The sequence below is a fragment of the Flavobacterium sp. GW821-FHT12A05 genome (genome assembly GCF_058807735.1).
The window spans coordinates 506,526-519,932 of sequence record NZ_JBXAQY010000002.1; the positions used below are offsets into that span (position 1 = coordinate 506,526).

General features: G+C 33.4%; 16 protein-coding genes. 9 read left to right on the forward strand and 7 right to left on the reverse strand.

Annotation, left to right across the window (positions count from 1 at the left end):
• Nucleotides 1–24: 24 nt before the first annotated feature.
• The 7 genes from AC1RRQ_RS05555 to AC1RRQ_RS05585 all read left to right on the forward strand — a co-directional run bounded on the left by AC1RRQ_RS05555 (nucleotide 25) and on the right by AC1RRQ_RS05585 (nucleotide 5,247).
• On the forward strand, nucleotides 25–648 hold the full coding sequence (locus AC1RRQ_RS05555; RefSeq protein WP_493022027.1) for a thiamine phosphate synthase: 624 nt from the start codon (nucleotides 25–27) through the stop codon (nucleotides 646–648).
• Complete coding sequence (locus AC1RRQ_RS05560; RefSeq protein ID WP_493022028.1) at nucleotides 606–1,361, forward strand: hydroxymethylpyrimidine/phosphomethylpyrimidine kinase; 756 nt, start codon at nucleotides 606–608, stop codon at nucleotides 1,359–1,361. Before AC1RRQ_RS05555 ends, AC1RRQ_RS05560 begins: the two co-directional genes overlap by 43 nt.
• Nucleotides 1,351–1,989: a thiamine phosphate synthase gene (locus AC1RRQ_RS05565; RefSeq protein WP_493022029.1), complete on the forward strand. Its 639-nt coding sequence runs from the start codon at nucleotides 1,351–1,353 to the stop codon at nucleotides 1,987–1,989. Before AC1RRQ_RS05560 ends, AC1RRQ_RS05565 begins: the two co-directional genes overlap by 11 nt.
• Nucleotides 1,970–2,746: a thiazole synthase gene (locus tag AC1RRQ_RS05570; RefSeq protein ID WP_493022030.1), complete on the forward strand. Its 777-nt coding sequence runs from the start codon at nucleotides 1,970–1,972 to the stop codon at nucleotides 2,744–2,746. Before AC1RRQ_RS05565 ends, AC1RRQ_RS05570 begins: the two co-directional genes overlap by 20 nt.
• 143 nt (nucleotides 2,747–2,889) lie before the next feature.
• Nucleotides 2,890–3,267, forward strand: coding sequence for a GxxExxY protein (locus AC1RRQ_RS05575; protein WP_493022031.1), 378 nt, complete (start codon nucleotides 2,890–2,892; stop codon nucleotides 3,265–3,267).
• An 80-nt stretch (nucleotides 3,268–3,347) separates the two neighbouring features.
• Nucleotides 3,348–4,475, forward strand: a complete 1,128-nt coding sequence (thiH, locus tag AC1RRQ_RS05580; protein WP_493022032.1) for a 2-iminoacetate synthase ThiH — start codon at nucleotides 3,348–3,350, stop codon at nucleotides 4,473–4,475.
• 61 nt (nucleotides 4,476–4,536) lie between these two features.
• A complete protein-coding gene (locus AC1RRQ_RS05585; protein ID WP_493022033.1) occupies nucleotides 4,537–5,247 on the forward strand; it encodes a HesA/MoeB/ThiF family protein in 711 nt (236 codons plus the stop codon).
• On the opposite strand, the gene AC1RRQ_RS05590 is transcribed toward AC1RRQ_RS05585, so the two are convergent.
• The 4 genes from AC1RRQ_RS05590 to AC1RRQ_RS05605 all read right to left on the reverse strand — a co-directional run bounded on the left by AC1RRQ_RS05590 (nucleotide 5,244) and on the right by AC1RRQ_RS05605 (nucleotide 8,156).
• Nucleotides 5,244–6,038 carry an MOSC domain-containing protein gene (locus AC1RRQ_RS05590; RefSeq protein WP_493022034.1) on the reverse strand — a complete coding sequence of 265 codons (795 nt, stop codon included), beginning with the start codon at nucleotides 6,036–6,038 and terminating at the stop codon, nucleotides 5,244–5,246. The genes AC1RRQ_RS05585 and AC1RRQ_RS05590 overlap by 4 nt on opposite strands.
• 3 nt (nucleotides 6,039–6,041) lie before the next feature.
• The gene (aat, locus tag AC1RRQ_RS05595; protein ID WP_493022035.1) at nucleotides 6,042–6,680 is read right to left on the reverse strand and encodes a leucyl/phenylalanyl-tRNA--protein transferase; all 639 of its coding nucleotides are present in this window, start codon (nucleotides 6,678–6,680) and stop codon (nucleotides 6,042–6,044) included.
• A gap of 198 nt (nucleotides 6,681–6,878) precedes the next feature.
• A complete protein-coding gene (locus AC1RRQ_RS05600; RefSeq protein ID WP_493022036.1) occupies nucleotides 6,879–7,250 on the reverse strand; it encodes a DUF3127 domain-containing protein in 372 nt (123 codons plus the stop codon).
• 30 nt (nucleotides 7,251–7,280) lie between these two features.
• Entirely contained in the window at nucleotides 7,281–8,156 is an 876-nt protein-coding gene (locus AC1RRQ_RS05605) for a flavin reductase family protein (protein WP_493022037.1), read from the reverse strand.
• Between the two features lie 163 nt (nucleotides 8,157–8,319).
• Here AC1RRQ_RS05605 and AC1RRQ_RS05610 point away from each other — a divergent pair, with 163 nt between their 5' ends.
• Nucleotides 8,320–9,474: a sensor histidine kinase gene (locus tag AC1RRQ_RS05610; RefSeq protein WP_493022038.1), complete on the forward strand. Its 1,155-nt coding sequence runs from the start codon at nucleotides 8,320–8,322 to the stop codon at nucleotides 9,472–9,474.
• An 80-nt stretch (nucleotides 9,475–9,554) separates the two neighbouring features.
• On the opposite strand, the gene AC1RRQ_RS05615 is transcribed toward AC1RRQ_RS05610, so the two are convergent.
• A complete protein-coding gene (locus AC1RRQ_RS05615) occupies nucleotides 9,555–9,944 on the reverse strand; it encodes an HIT family protein (RefSeq protein WP_493022039.1) in 390 nt (129 codons plus the stop codon).
• A gap of 51 nt (nucleotides 9,945–9,995) precedes the next feature.
• On the reverse strand, nucleotides 9,996–10,472 hold the full coding sequence (gene greA / locus AC1RRQ_RS05620) for a transcription elongation factor GreA (RefSeq protein WP_029271926.1): 477 nt from the start codon (nucleotides 10,470–10,472) through the stop codon (nucleotides 9,996–9,998).
• A 155-nt stretch (nucleotides 10,473–10,627) separates the two neighbouring features.
• On the opposite strand from greA, the gene AC1RRQ_RS05625 reads away from it, so the two are divergent.
• Nucleotides 10,628–11,041, forward strand: coding sequence for a Rieske (2Fe-2S) protein (locus AC1RRQ_RS05625; RefSeq protein ID WP_493022040.1), 414 nt, complete (start codon nucleotides 10,628–10,630; stop codon nucleotides 11,039–11,041).
• Nucleotides 11,042–11,094: 53 nt separating this feature from the next.
• On the opposite strand, the gene AC1RRQ_RS05630 is transcribed toward AC1RRQ_RS05625, so the two are convergent.
• The gene (locus AC1RRQ_RS05630) at nucleotides 11,095–13,284 is read right to left on the reverse strand and encodes a TonB-dependent receptor (RefSeq protein ID WP_493022041.1); all 2,190 of its coding nucleotides are present in this window, start codon (nucleotides 13,282–13,284) and stop codon (nucleotides 11,095–11,097) included.
• Nucleotides 13,285–13,407 lie beyond the last annotated feature (123 nt).

The following is a 13,407-nucleotide window of genomic DNA, read 5'->3' on the forward strand; positions in this document are numbered from 1 at the left end:
AGAAGAAAGAAAATAGAAAAAGATATGATTGTAATTTCTAATCCTTTTGCTGTTGCAGATGAAATCAAAATAATTCATTCATTATTTGAAGAAGGTTTGTCTTTGCTTCATATTCGGAAACCTGATTTTTCTGAATTGGAAATGGTGCATTTCATTGAGCAAATAAAACCAGAATATCGAAATAAACTTGTATTACATCATCATCATGTACTGGCAGAAGATTTTGGAATTAACCGATTCCATTTTCCTGAGAAAGAAAGAAAATACAGCCATGAATTTCCTGCAAGGTTTTTAAAATCCTGTAGGAATAAAAGTGAGTCAAAATCAACATCAACACATTCTATCGAAAATTTTAATTCGCTGGAAAATGATTTTGATTACGCATTTTTAAGTCCTGTTTTTAAAAGTATTTCAAAAGAAAATTATCAACCGGAAACAGATCTTTTTGAAGCATTAAAATCGAGAACAAATTACCAGACAAAAGTCATTGCTTTAGGTGGTATTAGTTCTGAAAACATTCGAAAAACACTTGAAAATGGTTTTGAAGATGCCGCACTTTTAGGAAGTATTTGGAACAATGAAAACCCAATAAAAGAATTTAAATTATGTCAGCAGATCGCCCTTTCGTACTTACAATCGCAGGCTTAGATCCTTCGGGAGGCGCTGGTATTTTGGCTGATATCAAAACATTTGAACAGCATAAAGTTACCGGTTTTGCCATTGCGACTGCCAATACAATTCAAACCGAAAATAAATTTCACGACATTGAATGGATTGATTTACCTTTTGTTATCAAATCAATTGAAACACTTTTCGCGAGCTATAAAATTGAAGCGATAAAAATTGGGATTGTACCATCAATCGAGTATTTGAGCGAAATTATTTCAGCCATAAAATTACAATCTCCGGCAACGCAAATTGTTTGGGATCCTGTTTTAAAATCGACGACAAAATTTGAATTTATGACAATAGAAGATTATTCTTATTTGCATAAAATCTTGTCTAAAATTGATTTGATTACGCCCAATTACAATGAAATCGAGATTTTATTTCCAGGATTTATTTCAAAGAATCTCTGGCAGCAAAATGGGATATCTACAGCTGTTTTATTAAAAGGCGGACATAACGAATCTGCTATTGGAACTGATCGATTGTTTCTAAAAAATGAGATTTTAGATTTACTTCCAACTCATAAAAAATGCTTTGAGAAGCATGGCTCGGGCTGTGTGCTTTCCTCGGCAATTACCTCCAATTTAGCATTAAATAAAACCATCTCAGAAGCCTGTAAAAATGCTAAAATATACATTGAAAAATACCTGAGTTCAACACCAACTTTAATAGGATATCATTATGTACAATAAACTGCAATACATTTCACAAGGAAACACAATCGAAGAACAATTGTACAATATTCATCAAGCCCTTGATGCCGGATGCGATTGGATACAAATGCGATTTAAAAACCAAACCGAAAAAAACAGTTTTTCTCTGGCAGAAGCCGTAAAACTTTTATGCGAAGAATATCTGGCCAACTTTATTGTAAACGACAATCTTTCCCTCGCACAGCAAATTGGTGCTGATGGCGTTCATCTTGGTTTATCTGATATGAAAATCGACGAAGCCCGAGCTATTCTGGGCAGTACAAAAATTATTGGAGGAACAGCCAACACCTTTGAAGATATTCAAAATCATGTAAAAAATGGCTGTGATTATATTGGTTTAGGCCCTTTTAGGTTTACGAATACAAAAGAAAAACTAAGTCCAATTTTAGGTTTATCAGGGTACTTTGAGATTCTTCAAAAACTGAAAAAGAATAAAATCGATGTTCCGGTTTATGCCATTGGCGGAATTACTTTAAAAGATATTAATCCGTTAATGGAAACTGGAATTTACGGAATTGCCGTTTCGGGAATCATCACAGAAAGTCCTGAAAAGAAAATATTAGTTCAACAATTAAACGAAAAATTATATGCAAACGTCATTGTTTAATATTGGAGACAAAAGCTTCAAATCCCGTTTGTTTTTAGGAACCGGGAAATTTGGATCAAACAAAGAAATGGAAGATGCTATTTTAGCATCGGAAAGTGAATTGGTTACGGTTGCGCTAAAACGCATTGATCTTGAAACTGATACAGATGCTATTTTATCTCACTTAAAACATCCAAATATTAATCTGCTTCCTAATACATCTGGGGCAAGAAATGCAAAAGAAGCCGTTTTTGCTGCACAATTAGCCCGCGAAGCTCTCGAAACAAATTGGGTAAAACTCGAGATTCATCCCGATCCAAAATATTTAATGCCGGATCCTGTCGAGACTTTAAAAGCTACAGAAGAATTGGCTAAGCTTGGTTTTTTGGTTTTACCTTACATACATGCTGATCCTGTTTTATGCAAACATTTAGAAAATGCCGGAACAACTGCTGTAATGCCTTTGGGCTCTCCTATTGGAAGCAACAAAGGTCTTAAAACAATAGATTTCCTGGAAATTATAATCGAACAAAGTAATGTCCCGGTTATTGTAGATGCCGGAATTGGCGCTCCATCTGACGCTGCAAAAGCAATGGAAATTGGTGCCGATGCTGTTTTGGTTAACACCGCAATTGCTGTCGCTGGAAATCCAAAATTAATGGCCGAAGCCTTTAAAGAAGCCGTAATAGCAGGAAGAAAAGCCTTTGAAGCCAAAGTCGCAAATCAGCAAAATTATGCTGTGGCTTCAAGTCCTTTGACTTCATTTTTATATGATTAAAATTTTGTTTCACGCAGATTTTGCAGATTTAAGCAGATTTAATATAGATTAATATATTCTTTATCTGTAAATTCTCATAAATACGATTAGATAAAAAAGAAAGAAAATTCTTTAATTTTGAATAAATTTTAAATTAAAGAATAATGACTGAAAATGAAATCTCATATCTAGTGCGAGGAGCAATTTTTAAAGTATACAACAATTTAGGGCCGGGATTATTTGAATCTGTTTATGAAAGTGCTTTGTTTTATGAATTAGAAAAATTAGAGCTAAAAGTCAAAAAACAAGTAGAAATAATTATTAATTATGAAGAAATAATATTAGATGGTGCTTTTAGACTCGATTTGTTAGTCGAAGATAAAGTAATAATTGAATTAAAATCTGTCGAAGAACTAGCTCCAATACATTACAAACAAATTGCAACCTATCTTCGACTTTCTAATAAGAAATTAGGCTTGCTCGTAAATTTTAACACTCTTAATATTTTAAATGATATTAAAAGAATTGCCAATAAAATATAAAAAGCGCAGGATATCAATAAATTAAAAATCAATTTTAATCTGCTTAAATCTGCAAAATCTGCGTGAAAAAAAACATAACCATGAACACATTCAAATCTATTTTTGAACAATATAATTGGGATCAAATTCAATCCAGAATATACCAAACCACATCAAAAGATGTCGAGCGCACTTTGGCGAAAACCAAATACAGTCTCGATGATTTTTTGATTTTAATCTCTCCTGTTGCACAAAATTACCTTGAAGAAATGGCGCAGAAATGCCATGAAATCACCAAAAAACGTTTCGGAAAAACGATTCAAATGTATGCACCGCTTTATTTAAGCAACGAATGCCAAAATATTTGTACCTATTGCGGCTTTAGTTTAGATAATAAAATCAAAAGAAAAACACTTACTGACGCAGAAATAAAACTCGAAGTTGAGGCTTTAAAAAATACAGGTTTTGATCATGTTTTACTGGTTACAGGCGAAGCAAATTACACCGTTAACATCAATTATTTTCTTAACGCGATTGCTTTGATTCGGGAGGAATTTTCGATTATTTCTGTTGAAGTTCAACCACTTTCTACAGAAGATTATGAACGTTTACACAATGCCGGAGTATATTCGGTTTTGGTATATCAGGAAACATATCATCAGGAAGTTTACAAAAAGTATCATACCAAAGGTAAAAAATCAAATTTTGATTATCGATTGGAAACTCCAGACAGAATAGGTACCGCTGGAATTCATAAAATTGGTTTAGGTGTTTTATTAGGTTTGGAAGACTGGAGAACCGACAGTTTTTTTAACGCGCTGCATTTAGATTATCTTCAAAAAAAATATTGGCAGACCAAATATTCCGTTTCGTTTCCGCGTCTGCGTCCTGCCGAAGGAATTATCGAACCTAACTTTATTATGGACGATAAAGACTTGACACAATTAATCTGTGCATACCGTTTGTGGAATGAAGATCTGGAAATTTCAATTTCGACACGAGAAAACGAAAAATTCAGGAACAATATTATTCCAATTGGTGTTACGAGCATGAGTGCAGGTTCTAAAACCAATCCGGGTGGTTATGTTGTCGATCCGCAATCTTTAGAGCAATTCGAAATCAGCGATGAACGTTCAGCAAATGAGATTTCAAGAATTATAAAAAATGCCGGCTACGAACCCGTTTGGAAAGACTGGGATAAAAATTTTATTTCAGATTTCAGATTTTAGATTTTTTATTCTTCATTTCATCAATCTAAAACCTAAAATCAACAATCTAAAATTAATTAAAATGAGCATTATAAAAGAATTTCTTCGTTACAACAGACAAACTATACTTCCAGAAATTGGCGACGAAGGTCAGGAAAAATTAAAAAAAGCAAAAGTTCTGGTAATTGGCGCTGGTGGTTTGGGCTGTCCTATTTTGCAATATATTGCCACTGCTGGAGTTGGTTTTATTGGAATTATGGATTTTGATACCATCGAAATTCACAATCTACACCGACAAATTTTATATACCGAAGATGAAATTGGACACCAAAAATCTATTGTGGCAAAAAATGTAGTTTCAAAATTGAATCCGCTGATTGAAACAATTGCAATTAATGAAAAATTAACCGCTGAAAATGCTTCAAAAATCATTCAGCAATATGATATTGTTATAGATGGTTCGGATAATTTTACAACACGTTATCTGGTAAATGATACGTGCGTTCAGTTAAATAAACCTTTGGTTTACGGCAGTATTTTGGGATTTGAAGGTCAAATTGCGGTTTTTAACCATAACGGAAGTAAAAACCTTAGAGATTTATTTCCTGAAATGCCCGATCCTAAAGATGTGCCTAACTGTAATTTGAATGGAGTTTTAGGAACGCTACCTGGAATTATTGGGAATATGATGGCACACGAAACGCTTAAATTAATTTTAGAGTTACCTTCTTTAAAAAATGAACTGATCATTTTTAATACTCTGAACTGGAATTTTACAAAACTGAATTTCTAGAAAACAAGCGTGTCTCCAACTTTAATATTTCCACTATTCAAACTCACGATATTTGTTCCGAATAAGACCGAATTATCTACATTTCTGTATTTGCTTAAAGTCTTTAAAGGTTCTTTTTTCAAACGTCCGTTTTGAGGATCATTATTAACCATAATGCATCTTCCGCAGGGTTTTACGTTTTTAAATTGAACTTCCCCAATAGAAAAAGTTTTAAAATCATCTTCTTCATGAGGATTTTCGCTGGATACTACAATATTGGGGCGAAATCTTAAAACCGTGATTTTGTCTTCTAGTTTATCATTTAAGAAATCCAGACTTTTTGATCCAATTAACAAGTACGGATAACCATCGGCCAGACTTACATTGAAAGTTTCTTTTAATCTGGAACTCTCATGCTTACGATCTCCATTTTTTATTATTTTGACCAATTTACATTCAAAACCTAAATGCTGGCTGAACCATTTTGAAGCAGCATGATTTACCTCAACCACTTCGCTTTTATCACTCCATACATTTACTTCAATCGGGTTTTCTAAATGTTCATCGATACAAAATTCATGCTTTTGATCCTGAAAAGTAATACTGATTTTCCCGTCAGAAATCTGGGGATAAAACTGACTCATGATTCGGTGTTCTCGCTGCGTTATCATTTGATTCTCTACATCAATTAACATCCATCTTCGGTCATTTTCAAATCCCATTTCTTGTGCAAATGCAGATTCACAGCTTATTCCTGCTAAACTTTTTATTGGATAAATATAGATTTCTTTTACAACATGAACGGCACTCATTTTTTATTTGCTTTTTAAAATGGACATAAATTCATCACGATCAATTTCTCGACAGCCTAAACTCTCTAAATGGGAATTGTAAACCTGACAATCTAATAATTTATAATTCTCTTTTTTTAAATGGTTTACCAAAGAGATAAATGCTGTTTTTGAAGCATTTGAAACTTTAGAAAACATACTTTCGCCACAAAAAACATGGCCTAAATCTATTCCGTATAAACCGCCCACTAAAACATCATCCTGCCAAACCTCAACAGATTTTGCTATTCCATCGGCATTAAGTTTACAATACGCTTCGATCATTTTATTTGAAATCCAGGTTCCGTTTTGACCGTCTCGTTTTATCTGCTGGCAATTTAAAATTACATCTTTAAAAGCGGTATTAAAAGTAACCGTAAATTGATTTCGATTTAAAATATTACGCATACTTTTTGAAACGATTAATTCATCCAGAAACAAAACCATTCGAGGATCCGGTGCCCACCAAAGAATAGGTTCTCCTTCATTAAACCAAGGAAAAATACCGCTTTTGTAAGCCAGTTTTAATCGTTCAGGATTTAAGTCGCCTCCAATTGCCAGAATGCCTTCTTCATCGGCTTCTGAAACGGGCGGAAAAAATAAATCTTCAAATAAATAATACATCTTTTATAATAGTCAATTTTTAAATATTGAAATTTGAAATTTCAAATGCAGAAAGAGAAACTTTGTCAAAGTTTTGAACTTTGACAAAGTTCGGCTCAATACCTATTACATAAACTGAGAGTAAAAAATAAAATTCCAAATTCCAAATTCACGAGAATGAATTGGAATTTGGAATTTAATAAATTGAATTTTAAACTCTTAGAACGGTAAATCGTCTGGTTCGTCTTCGCTTACATTTGTTGCTGGAGCAAAAGCTTCTGCTGCAGGAACTGATGGAGTTTGTCCAGGACCTTCTGGTGCCATTCTTTCGATTCTCCAACCTTGAATACTATTGAAATATCTAGTTTCTCCTTGTGGATTAACCCATTCTCTTCCTCTTAAATTGATAGAAACTTTTACTGCCTCTCCTTGTTTATAGCTGCTTAATAAATCGCATTTATCTTGTGTAAATTCGATTAAAATGTGCTGTGGATACTGCTCATCTGTAGTAACTACTAACTCTCTTTTTTTGAATGAAGCACTAACTTGCTGCTCAGGATTAACCACTTTTACTTTTCCTATAACTTCCATCTTCGTCTATATTAATTATTGTTTCTTTTCTTATTTTTTAGCTAAAAGCACTTTCCATGCCGATACAACATCTTCTTTATCGAGATATTTTTTGGCTTCTAAGTGGATTTTTTCCTGATCATCTGAGCTTAAAACTCCTTTCACAGCAAAATTTTCTTTCACAAATATACTAACTTCTTCTTTTGTAGGCAAGGCTTCAATGTTACCTAATTTTCCGAGGTCATTTCCGTTAAACACAGGACTTTCCTTGATAAAATTAGGAATTACGTCAACTCCAACTCCTAAAGTTGTCAGTGGTTTTTGTACTTCAAAAAGCCCTTGGTTCGATCTGGAATACCAATTTGCTCCCAGTCTTGAAACCAAATCTATTTTATGCTGATCGATTGCTCCGTTTTCGTCTAAGATTGATTCATGAATGTGAATTTTTACTACTTCACACAAAATCAGGTTCCCTGCTCCTCCTTCTGTTCCTAACGGAATAATCTGCGTAATCTTGCATTCAAACTGAACCGGAGATTCTTTTACACGATATGGTTTTACAAAATCTGATGGAATTTGTGTTAAACCTGCTTTCAAAAATTCGTTTACACCGTCTCCATATTCTGTACTTGCTAATGATGTTTGTTGTACGATATCGTAATTTACAACATTAATTACAACTTCGCGTGTTGCTTCGGCATTAATTAAAGTATGTTTTACAGTATTGTCGCGAACACGTCTTGCCGGCGAAAAAACCAAAATTGGCGGATTGGCACTAAATACATTAAAGAAACTAAAGGGCGACAGGTTGGGGATTCCTTTTTCGCTGATTGTACTTGCAAAAGCAATTGGTCTCGGTCCAACGGCACTTTGTAAATAACCCTGCAGCTGTGCCGTAGGTATTTCTTTTGGATTGATGCTAATCATAATTTTTTCTGGTTTAACCGAAACTCCTTTTCGGTACTGCAAAAGTATAGAAATCGTTCAATTCAAAGAAATAGTTTTGGAAGATAAAAACAAAAATCTTTTAAAGCCCGGCGAAATATAAAATGTGTTTATTTCGTTATATTTATACCACAAAATTAAGTTTATGCGCTTTTCTGAAAGTAAAAATACAACTCGTTGGGTTATAATTTTCATTTCCTTTTTAATCATTTCGCTGATTCTCTGGAACACTTATACATTTGTTCAAATATTTAAGAATGAGGAACGTTTAAAAATGAAACTTTTTGTGAATGCTCAAATTACAATTGTAAATGCCGATGAAAATACGGATGTAGAACTTCCTCTTCAAATTTTCAGTAACAACACCTCAATTCCTGTTTTATTATTACTGCATGATAAAGTAGTAAGTGCTAAGAATGTTCCGGAAGAAATTCTTAATGACAATAAAAAAAGAAAAAGTTTTTTAAATAAGCTGAAAAACGAAAACGAACCCATTACTTTTGAATATGCCCCTGGAAAATACCAGACTTTATATTATGGAAATTCAGCTTTGCTTAACAAACTCAAATATTATCCTGTAGCCTTATTACTTATCATCTTTTTATGCGGTGCTTTGATTTACAATTTTTACAAAAGCACAAAAATGGCCACTCAAAATAAATTGTGGGCTGGAATGGCGAAAGAAACAGCACACCAAATTGGTACGCCCTTGTCTTCTTTAATTGGATGGGTTGAGATTTTAAAAACCGAAGAAATTGATCAGTCCATAACATCTGAAATTGAAAAAGATGTAGAACGTTTGCAAACCATTACAGATCGTTTTTCTAAAATTGGTTCGGTTCCTGTTTTAGAACCGCATAATATTGTCGAAGAAACTTTAAATACATACGAGTACTTGCAATCTCGTTTTTCTAAGCAAGTCAGCTTTTCTTATCTGGCTCCAGAAAATCCAATTTTTGCCTCAATTAATCCAACGCTTCACAGCTGGACGATTGAAAATTTGATTAAAAATGCGATTGACGCCATGAAGGGAAAAGGAACATTAGAACTGCAGATTGAGCAAGATGCTCATCATGTGAAAATAAATGTGAAAGATTCCGGAAGCGGTATTTCTAAAAATCAATTCAGAACTATTTTTGAACCTGGATTTACGACCAAAAAACGCGGCTGGGGATTGGGACTTTCTTTAACTAAAAGAATCGTAGAAGAATATCACAACGGAAAAATTAAGGTTTTACATTCTGAAATTGGAAAAGGAACTACTTTTCAAATTAGCTATAAAATTATTGATCCTGTTTAGATACAGTATAAAAAAAACACCAATTCATATTTTGAATTGGTGTTTTTTTATAAGGACTTCGCTAAGTCTGACAAATATGTTTAAAGATTTGCGCTAATGTCTTTAGCTAAAGCTTCAAATTCTTCTTTTGAAAGAGACACTTTATTATGAAAACGCATTTCATCCATTTCATTTAACGGAATTAAATGTACGTGCGCGTGAGGAACTTCTAGACCTACAACTGCCATTCCTACTCTTTTGCAAGGAACTGTTTTTTCTAACGCCGCAGCTATTTTTTTAGAGAACTTCATTAATCCTAAGTACGATTCTTCATCCATATCAAAAATTTTATCGATTTCTTTTTTTGGAATACAAAGCGTGTGTCCTTTAGCATTTGGGTTTACATCTAAAAAAGCCAAATAGTTATCGTCTTCAGCGATTTTATAAGCCGGAATTTCTCCGTTTACTATTTTAGTGAATATTGTGCTCATCTTTTATTTTTAAAATCTTAATAATGGGATTGCTTCGTTCCTCGCAATGACTTAGTCTCTTGAAATCTCCAGAATTTCAAATTTCAAAACGCCGTTTGGAACTGTAATTTCAGCTACTTCACCAACAGATTTTCCTAGTAAACCTTTACCAATAGGAGAAGTTACCGAAATTTTTCCTGTTTTTAAATCTGCTTCGCTTTCCGCAACAAGCGTATATTTCATTTCCATTCCGTTGCTTTGGTTTTTAATTTTTACATTAGAAAGCACCAAAGCTTTCGAAACATCTAGTTGTGATTCGTCAATTAATCTAGCATTAGAATATACTTCTTCTAACTTAGCAATTCTCATTTCTAATAAACCCTGCGCTTCTTTTGCAGCATCATATTCGGCGTTTTCAGATAAATCGCCTTTGTCTCTTGCTTCTGCTATATCTTGAGATGCTTTAGGACGCATTACACTTTTTAAATGCTCCAATTCATCTTTTAACTTTTTTAACCCCTCTGCGGTATAATAAGATACTTTACTCATAACTTCATCGTTTATATAAATAGAAAAAATCCCATCGGGACGGGATTTTGTATTACAAATATACTATTATTTTTTGTAGTACATAATTATATGTTAATCATATAAAAATCAAATCTAAATAAATTATTTTTGTTTCACTAATTCTTATCAAAATAATGAAAAAAATCTGTCTGTTAATTATTTTCGTTTCAGTGCTTTTATCTTGCAGCGACCACGAACGCAGTAATAAAAACCCTTATTTGCCAAATTACGCTGTTAATTTATCTGTAGATATGAATCTGCCTGCTTATTCAAATCTTAAATTTGTGAGCAATGGTGTTATTATTCCAAATTACGGCGCAAAAGGAATTATTATTTTTAATGCCGGAAGCGGTTACAATGCTTTTGACGCTGCCTGCCCTAATCAGGATTTAAATTCCTGTGTTGCCATGACTATTGATGGAGTAAATGCCGTTTGTTCGTGCGATAAAACTGCTTACAGCTTATTTACCGGTCTTGGAGGAAAAGAATATCCGTTAAAACAATATAAAGTTCAAGTAACCGGAACTGTGATTCACGTTTACAATTAAAATAAAAAAAAGCCTGAAAATTTAAACTTTCAGGCTTTTTTATTTTCTACTTATTAGAATTTCAATGTCAATCCGGCTAAGAAATTAATTCCTGCCTGAGGATAATAATATGGATAAATATCCCACATGGCTCCGTTTGAAACATATTTTTTATCTAAAATATTATTTACCAAACCTGTTATCATTATTGATTTGAAGATTGATCTTGGCTTAATTTCATAAGAAACATTCAAATCGTTTACAAAATAATCTGCCAGTTTAGCCGATGGTAATTCGATATTGTTCATGTATTGTTCGCCAACATATTTCTGCAATAGCGAAATGTGTAAACTTTCTAAAGGGCTGTAAACAATAATATTTCCAGCAATAATATTTGGAGAATAAGCTATATCTGTTGTTCCGTAGTACTGTCCTTCAACCGCTAAATCAACATTTTTATTGCTGCTTAAAGTGAAGTTTGGTCTAAGAAGAAATTTTTCTGAAAGCTTTATTGTTGCGTCAACTTCGAATCCTAAACGGTAACTTTTTTCAGTATTAGCACGAATTGGCGCTCCAACATCATCTAATCTTCCAGTTAAAATTAACTGATCTTTATATCCCATATAATAGAAGTTAGAATTCAACTGGAATTTCTCCGAATTAAATCTCCATCCTAATTCAAAATCATTTAATTTTTCCGGTTTTACGTTTCCACCTTCGTAATCTGTTCTGTTTGGTTCACGATTGGCACGAGCGTATGAAAAATAAAGCGTGTTTTTTTGGTTGATTTCGTAGTTTAAACCTGCTTTTGGATTAAAGAAATTAAACGTATCATTTACCAGACCTGTTTCTTTCGAATTTGCTTTGTATTGTACTCTTCTATATTGCAAATCGCCATAAAAACTTAATTTTTCTGTAAACTGATAATTTGCTTTTGCAAAAATGTTTCCGTCTGTTTTTGTTGAATAATCATCGTAATAATGATCCCCCAATTCTGACTGTCCTGAATTTCGAGCCCAAATTACTTTACCATAATGATCTCCTTCATACTTGTTCCAGCCTCCGCCAAGAATAACATCTAGCTTTTCTTCTTTGTATTTTACTGAAAAGGTAGTTCCGTAGAAGTTATTATCTAACCATTTCTGACGAATTAAATCGGTTCCGGGAACTAATTCTCCTAAATCATTCTCCACCATTTTTGTAGGCAGAATTGGTCCATATCCTGCAATTGGCTCATCATATTTATAATTTTCATAATACCCCAGTCCTTTTGTATAATGCAAAGCTAAGTTACTGCTCCATTTATCAGACCATGATTCACTCCAATGCAGCTGATAATGATTTTGCTTATAGTTATCGGTTTCATTATTATAAAAATGAACGTTTCCTGCCTCATCTTTATACTTTCCTGCTGAATTATAAGTACGATTTGAGTTTAAAGTTTCAGCATCAATTCCGTTCCAGGATTGGTACGTTTCTTCGGTTCCGCCAAAAACCAGTGCTTTGATTAAAGTTGTTTTTCCAACGTAAGTTCCTTGAAGAAAATACGATTTTAAATCAGAGCTGGCACGATCTACATAACCATCAGATTTAATGGTCGATAAACGTCCTGCTAGCTCAAAATGATCGTTTAATATTCCTGTACTGAATTTTACGGTGTTTTTGTTTGAATTAAAACTTCCGTAAGAGCTTGAAATTTCGCCATTTGCTTTAGATGCATAATTATCTGTAAGCATGTTTAAACTTGCACCAAAAGCAGAAGATCCGTTAGTAGAAGTTCCTACTCCGCGCTGCAATTGCAGACTTTCTACAGAAGAAGCAAAATCAGGCATATTTACCCAAAACGTTCCCTGGCTTTCGGCATCGTTATACGGAATTCCGTTTATGGTTACGTTTACTCTTGTAGCATCACTTCCGCGGACTCTGATTCCGGTATAACCTATTCCGCCTCCTGCATCAGATGTTGTTACTACAGATGGCAGATAATTCATTAAAACAGGAATATCCTGTCCAAGATTTCGGTATTTAATTTCCTTTTTATCCATATTACTAAACGTAACAGGCGTTTTTGTCGTAACACGAACCGCCGAAACTAACACATCATCAAGCTGATTGACTTTGGTAGAGTCCTGTACTTGTGAAAAAGAGTAAAGAGAATAGAATAAAGAAAATAGAATAAAGAAAATAGATTTGGTTCTGCTCATTTTTTGAACCTTAGAACCTTTGTAACTTAGTACCTCAGTACCTAAAAAAAATGTTTTCATTCGTAAAGAATTACGAATAAAAGGGGGAATTATTCTTTTTTTAAATTAATAAATTGTTTCCCGACAAAGCATAGTGATATACTGTAATTTGTCGTTTTTTCCCTTAGCAACATTACTCGCCCA

Excerpts from the sequence above, each read along its gene's own strand:
- AC1RRQ_RS05555 (WP_493022027.1), top strand. The coding sequence starts at position 25 with ATGATTGTAATTTCTAATCCTTTTGCTGTTGCAGATGAAATCAAAATA.
- AC1RRQ_RS05610 (WP_493022038.1), top strand. The coding sequence starts at position 8,320 with ATGCGCTTTTCTGAAAGTAAAAATACAACTCGTTGGGTTATAATTTTC.
- AC1RRQ_RS05565 (WP_493022029.1), top strand. The coding sequence starts at position 1,351 with ATGTACAATAAACTGCAATACATTTCACAAGGAAACACAATCGAAGAA.
- AC1RRQ_RS05625 (WP_493022040.1), top strand. The coding sequence starts at position 10,628 with ATGAAAAAAATCTGTCTGTTAATTATTTTCGTTTCAGTGCTTTTATCT.
- AC1RRQ_RS05570 (WP_493022030.1), top strand. The coding sequence starts at position 1,970 with ATGCAAACGTCATTGTTTAATATTGGAGACAAAAGCTTCAAATCCCGT.
- AC1RRQ_RS05630 (WP_493022041.1), bottom strand. The coding sequence starts at position 13,284 with ATGAAAACATTTTTTTTAGGTACTGAGGTACTAAGTTACAAAGGTTCT.
- aat (WP_493022035.1), bottom strand. The coding sequence starts at position 6,680 with ATGTATTATTTATTTGAAGATTTATTTTTTCCGCCCGTTTCAGAAGCC.
- AC1RRQ_RS05590 (WP_493022034.1), bottom strand. The coding sequence starts at position 6,038 with ATGAGTGCCGTTCATGTTGTAAAAGAAATCTATATTTATCCAATAAAA.
- AC1RRQ_RS05575 (WP_493022031.1), top strand. The coding sequence starts at position 2,890 with ATGACTGAAAATGAAATCTCATATCTAGTGCGAGGAGCAATTTTTAAA.
- AC1RRQ_RS05560 (WP_493022028.1), top strand. The coding sequence starts at position 606 with ATGTCAGCAGATCGCCCTTTCGTACTTACAATCGCAGGCTTAGATCCT.
- AC1RRQ_RS05600 (WP_493022036.1), bottom strand. The coding sequence starts at position 7,250 with ATGGAAGTTATAGGAAAAGTAAAAGTGGTTAATCCTGAGCAGCAAGTT.
- AC1RRQ_RS05605 (WP_493022037.1), bottom strand. The coding sequence starts at position 8,156 with ATGATTAGCATCAATCCAAAAGAAATACCTACGGCACAGCTGCAGGGT.
- AC1RRQ_RS05615 (WP_493022039.1), bottom strand. The coding sequence starts at position 9,944 with ATGAGCACAATATTCACTAAAATAGTAAACGGAGAAATTCCGGCTTAT.
- thiH (WP_493022032.1), top strand. The coding sequence starts at position 3,348 with ATGAACACATTCAAATCTATTTTTGAACAATATAATTGGGATCAAATT.
- AC1RRQ_RS05585 (WP_493022033.1), top strand. The coding sequence starts at position 4,537 with ATGAGCATTATAAAAGAATTTCTTCGTTACAACAGACAAACTATACTT.
- greA (WP_029271926.1), bottom strand. The coding sequence starts at position 10,472 with ATGAGTAAAGTATCTTATTATACCGCAGAGGGGTTAAAAAAGTTAAAA.